At 61.8% G+C, this 4,518-nt stretch carries 4 protein-coding genes and 1 pseudogene; 4 read left to right on the plus strand and 1 reads right to left on the minus strand.

Going from position 1 to position 4,518, the window contains the following annotated elements; translation table 11 throughout:
- The first annotated feature begins 103 nt into the window (after positions 1 to 103).
- Together B3H86_RS06595 and B3H86_RS06600 are read left to right on the plus strand one after the other, a co-directional pair.
- Positions 104 to 787, plus strand: a complete 684-nt coding sequence (locus B3H86_RS06595; RefSeq protein ID WP_292052188.1) for a TPM domain-containing protein — start codon at positions 104 to 106, stop codon at positions 785 to 787.
- 44 nt (positions 788 to 831) lie between these two features.
- Complete coding sequence (locus tag B3H86_RS06600) at positions 832 to 1,560, plus strand: endonuclease/exonuclease/phosphatase family protein (RefSeq protein WP_292052190.1); 729 nt, start codon at positions 832 to 834, stop codon at positions 1,558 to 1,560.
- Here B3H86_RS06600 and B3H86_RS06605 read toward each other — a convergent pair.
- Complete coding sequence (locus B3H86_RS06605) at positions 1,557 to 3,032, minus strand: phospholipase D-like domain-containing protein (protein ID WP_292052191.1); 1,476 nt, start codon at positions 3,030 to 3,032, stop codon at positions 1,557 to 1,559. The genes B3H86_RS06600 and B3H86_RS06605 overlap by 4 nt on opposite strands.
- Positions 3,033 to 3,135: 103 nt before the next feature.
- Between B3H86_RS06605 and B3H86_RS06610 the strand changes: the two genes are divergently transcribed.
- Positions 3,136 to 3,354 (plus strand): hypothetical protein, encoded by a 219-nt coding sequence (locus B3H86_RS06610; protein WP_292052193.1) that lies wholly within the window; start codon positions 3,136 to 3,138, stop codon positions 3,352 to 3,354.
- A 175-nt stretch (positions 3,355 to 3,529) separates the two neighbouring features.
- Positions 3,530 to 4,518, plus strand: a pseudogene (locus B3H86_RS06615) (tipN); the annotation flags it as partial.

Consider the following 4,518-nt stretch of genomic DNA (forward strand, 5'->3'; position numbering starts at 1 on the left):
GCAGTGGCCGCGGTGGTGGCGGACGTGGCGGCGGCTTCGGTGGCGGTGGATTTGGCGGCGGCGGCGGCGGCTTCGGCGGCGGCGGTGCCTCAGGAGGATGGTAATGGACTTTACCCCCGAAGATCACAGCCGCATTTCGCGCGCCATCGCCGAAGCTGAATCCGGTACGAGCGGCGAGATCTTTTGCGTCATTTCGCGCCGTGTCTCGACCTATCGGGATGTCAGACTGGCATGGGCAGCAGGCGCATCGCTGGTACTGCCCGCGATACTGGTGCCGATGGGCCTGACGGGCGAATGGTTCGGCCTTGGCGACGGCTGGGAGATCGCCCACGCCGCCAGCCAGTCGGATGAGGTCAACCGCGCCCTCGTTGCCTATGTGCTGGCGCAGGTCCTGACGTTTACGGGCGTCTACCTGCTCAGCGTCATTCCCCTTATCGGGCGCTTGATGGTGCCACAGCGCATCCGCCGTGCCCGTGTCCGTCGTGTGGCCCTGCAACAGTTCCTGGCCCACGGTCTGCACGACACCGCAGACCGCACAGGCGTGCTGATCTTTGCCGCGATGGCCGATCACGAGGTCGAGGTCATTGCCGATACCGGCATCTATTCACGCACCACGCCGGAGTTCTGGGGCGAGGCTGTCAGCGCTCTCGTTCAGGGGATCAAGCGCGGCCAGCCCATTGAAGGCATGGAAGCGGCCATCGCACTTTGCGGCGGGGCTTTGTCCCAACATTTCCCGCCGCGCGACAACGACATCAACGAAGTCCCCGATCGATTGGTCGTTCTTTGACGAGCGACTGATCTTTCGTCTCAGAACTGCGTTTCCATACGGTCATGCCCACATTGCTCACCTATAATGTCCACCGCTGTGTGGGCACTGACCGTAGTTTGGACGTCGGACGGATAGCCGACGTCATCGCCCGTGAAGATCCGGACATCGTATGTCTGCAGGAGCTGGATGTCGGCAGGCTGCGGACCAACAGCGTGGATCAGGCCTCCGAGCTGGCCGCGCTTCTGCGGATGTCATCGCGCTTCCACCCCGCCATGCGCGTAGAGGGAGAGGAATACGGCGATGCCATTCTCACCCGCTTTCCCGAGACACTGATGCGGGCCGGCCCTCTGCCGACCGTAGCGGGGATACGCGGGCTCGAACCGCGCGGAGCCGTATGGTCGCGTATCCAGGTCGGCAACTGCTTCCTCAATGTCATCAATACCCATCTCGGACTGGTGCCACAGGAACAGCGCCGCCAGGCAAAGGCATTGGCCGGATCTGAATGGATCGGCGCGTGCGAAGGCCCCACCATTCTGGCCGGTGACTTCAACGCCACCTCGATCACCCGCCCCTATGGCACGCTGGTCCGGCATCTGGCCGATTCCCAGCGCGTGCTTGGGTTGAAGCCGTCGGTGAAAACCTTTCCATCGGCTTTTCCAGCCATCCGGATCGACCACATCTTTGTCAGCCCGCACATCAAGGTCCGGAACATCCGTACGGCATCAGGCGCATTGGCCCGCGTGGCCTCCGACCACCTGCCACTGGTGATGGAGTTCGAGATCCAGGTCTAACCGGCTGCCGTTCCGCCTTCGGATCGCGGGCGTGTCGAGCGCGTCAGATGGCGGCGACGCCACGGACGCCACGCATCCCGCGCCGACGTCGGATCACCCAGCTGCCATTCGGCAAACATACGCTCGATGCCTGTCGGCTGACGCAACCCCATGACCTTCATGCGAGCCTTGCCGAAGGTAGCGATGGATTTTCCGATACCACCCAGCAGACTTTCGGCCTCGGCAAAATCCTCGGTCGTGACGCCGATGAAATGGCCGATGGAATGCTGGCGTAGCTGCCTGATCCGGGCCATCTCCTGTTCTGTCCGCGCCTCGAAAGACAAATCGCATTCGGTATCCACACCCATCGAACGATTGTTCAGATTGCTGGACCCGATGCGCATCAGCTTGTCATCGATAATGGTCATCTTCGCATGCACGATAATGCGGTCGCCGCGCCGCGTGACCGGATAGAAGGCATAGAAGCGGTCGTGCAGATCGGCTTTTTCCAGCCTCCAAAGTACTTCGGCCCTGGCCGTATCCATTGTCAGTCCGTCAAACCACGACGGGCTTCGCCCCGTTGACACCAGCACCACCTCCGGCCCGTCAGGCTCAGCCAGGCGCTCGGCGATCGCCGAGGCGATCAGCGGCGAGGTAAAATACTGGTTCTCCATATATATCAGCGACTTGGCGGACTTTATTGATTCAAGGAACAAGGTTTCGTTTTCACGAACCTCTTCCATGCCGCGCACCGCAGGATAGGTCCGCGACAAGCCCATCCGGATATCGTGAAACAGCGGTTCCACAGGCTCGGGCCACGGATCGGTATCGGTCTCTACGACAGGCAGAACCTCTCCCGTCGCCCTTTCCCAACGCTGGCGCACCAGATCCCCCAGCAAACGGGCTGCGGCACCGTCAACGACGCACATCCATTCATGCCTTGGCGAGGGTATCAGTCCCGAGGGCATGCATCGCCTGGGGTCGCCGCTGTAATGTCCCTCCTCGTCCCAACGGTCGACGGAGATATCGCCTCCGCCACAGAAGGCGACCTTGTCGTCGATGACGACCACCTTCTGGTGATGGCACGCCCCCAGCAGACCCACACCTTCAAGCTCAAGACGCACCATGCGTTTCTTGAAAAACTTCAGTGCTTTGTGGGGGTAAAAGCCCTGTGATGCCGCGATCAGGATGGGCGAGCGCCAGATCAACAGCCTCACATCAAGGTCAGGCCGGCTTTTGACCATCCGCTTCAGCCGCTCTCCGATCTCTTCGCTGCGCTCGTAGTCGGGCGATTGCGGATCAAGTCGTGTGCGCGGATCAAACTGCCACCCCAGCACCAGTACCGACTTTTCAGCCTTGTCGAGAGCCGCGCTCAATGCTTCGAAATAGGCGTCGTTTTCCATGATCGGCGACAGACGGTTTGCCAAGGCAGTGCGCCATATCGCATCACCCTCTACGAGCAGGGATTGGTCGTAAACAGTTTGTCTAAGCATACCGTCCCCCTGCCCTTACCCCGGTTGCACCAGATCAGCGACAACCGCGTGACATGGTTCCGCAAAAGCGGAAAAAACACATCCGATGTGCAGCTTATGAGTGTTGAACATTGCCGCAAGCCCCATCTTCTGGCATGAACGGCATATGAAAATGCTGATCGATTTTCTGGCAGGTATTGTTGCCTTCCTGGCTGCTGCGGCGATGGCGCAGTTCGGCCTGACGATCGATCGCGCCACACAACCCATTGAAGTCAAGCGCTTGCCTGAGTGTCATTCTACCCAGGATGAGAGGCCGGCCACCACCGTCTCTCCCCGCTGCTGAAACGCCAAGGCCGCGAATCTGCGGCCTTTTGCTTTTCCGGCGCACGTTTTCCCGCTGATTTTCATCATCTTCTTAGCAAAAATCAGCCTGTTGCCGCTTTGCGTGGCTGTTTCCAGCGTCTAGGGTCACCGTCTGGACCATGCCCAAGACGCATAGCCGACTGAGATTGATGCCCATGACCGCACCCCATCGGCCCGAACACTCGTCAGACAACGCCGCAGCAGTCGATGCTTCGGATATTGAAAACGCGCCTCTGAACGACCCGTTCGAAACCCCGATAGGCGATATTCCACCATCGCCCCAGCCTGCGGCACCGGCCCCCGGGCCGGAACCGGACCCGTACGCGCGTCCGATGTCGGAGCGTCAGCGACGTCGCCTTGCCGAGCAGCAGCGCATAGCCGAGCAGCGCGCCCTGGAAGCCGAGCGCCAGAACCAGTTTCTCTCGCCGTTGGCCGAATCCGCCGACGGCTCCCTGACCAAGCCCAACGAAACCCAGCCCTCGGTGGCGACCACCAAGGTCAGCAAGGCCGCCAAAACCGCCAAGCCAAAGACCGCCGGCAGCAGTGCCGCCTATGTCTTTGCCATCATCGGCTCGGCCCTTTGGGTGGGCGGAATTGCCTCTTGGTTTGCCTTCGAGTTCGGCTCGGGCATGGTCGATCTGGAGCCGATCCGTATCGCGGTCTATGCCTTGATCGCTCTGGCTCCGGTCGGGCTGGCCTTCCTTCTGGCCCACGCCCTTCGCCTCGGCTCTGCTCTCGCCCGCGAGAGCCAGCGCGCCCGAGAACTGGCCGATGCGATGGTTGCCCCTACCGTTTACGGGGCCAGACAGACATCCGACATCGTGTCCTCGCTACGCGGCGACATAGACGAAGCGGCCAATATGGCCGAACGCGCCCGCCAGGAACTGACCCAGCTGCGCGAGATGCTGCTGACCGAAGCGACCCGCCTCAGCGATGCGGCCCGCACGGCACAGGCGGCAACCCAGAACATCACCCGCACGATGGGTGACGAGCGCCAGCAACTGGCCACCCTCGGCGAAAATCTCGACACCAAGGCCCTGGCTGTCGCCGAGGCCGTCCAGCGTCAGGCACAGATGGTGGTCGAGGCCTCCGACATGGCACAGGCCCAGCTGCGCGAGGCAGAGGCCGCTCTGGCGGCCCGTGC

Origin of the sequence: Brevundimonas sp. UBA5866, assembly GCF_002432125.1 — a bacterium.
Lineage (GTDB): Bacteria > Pseudomonadota > Alphaproteobacteria > Caulobacterales > Caulobacteraceae > Brevundimonas.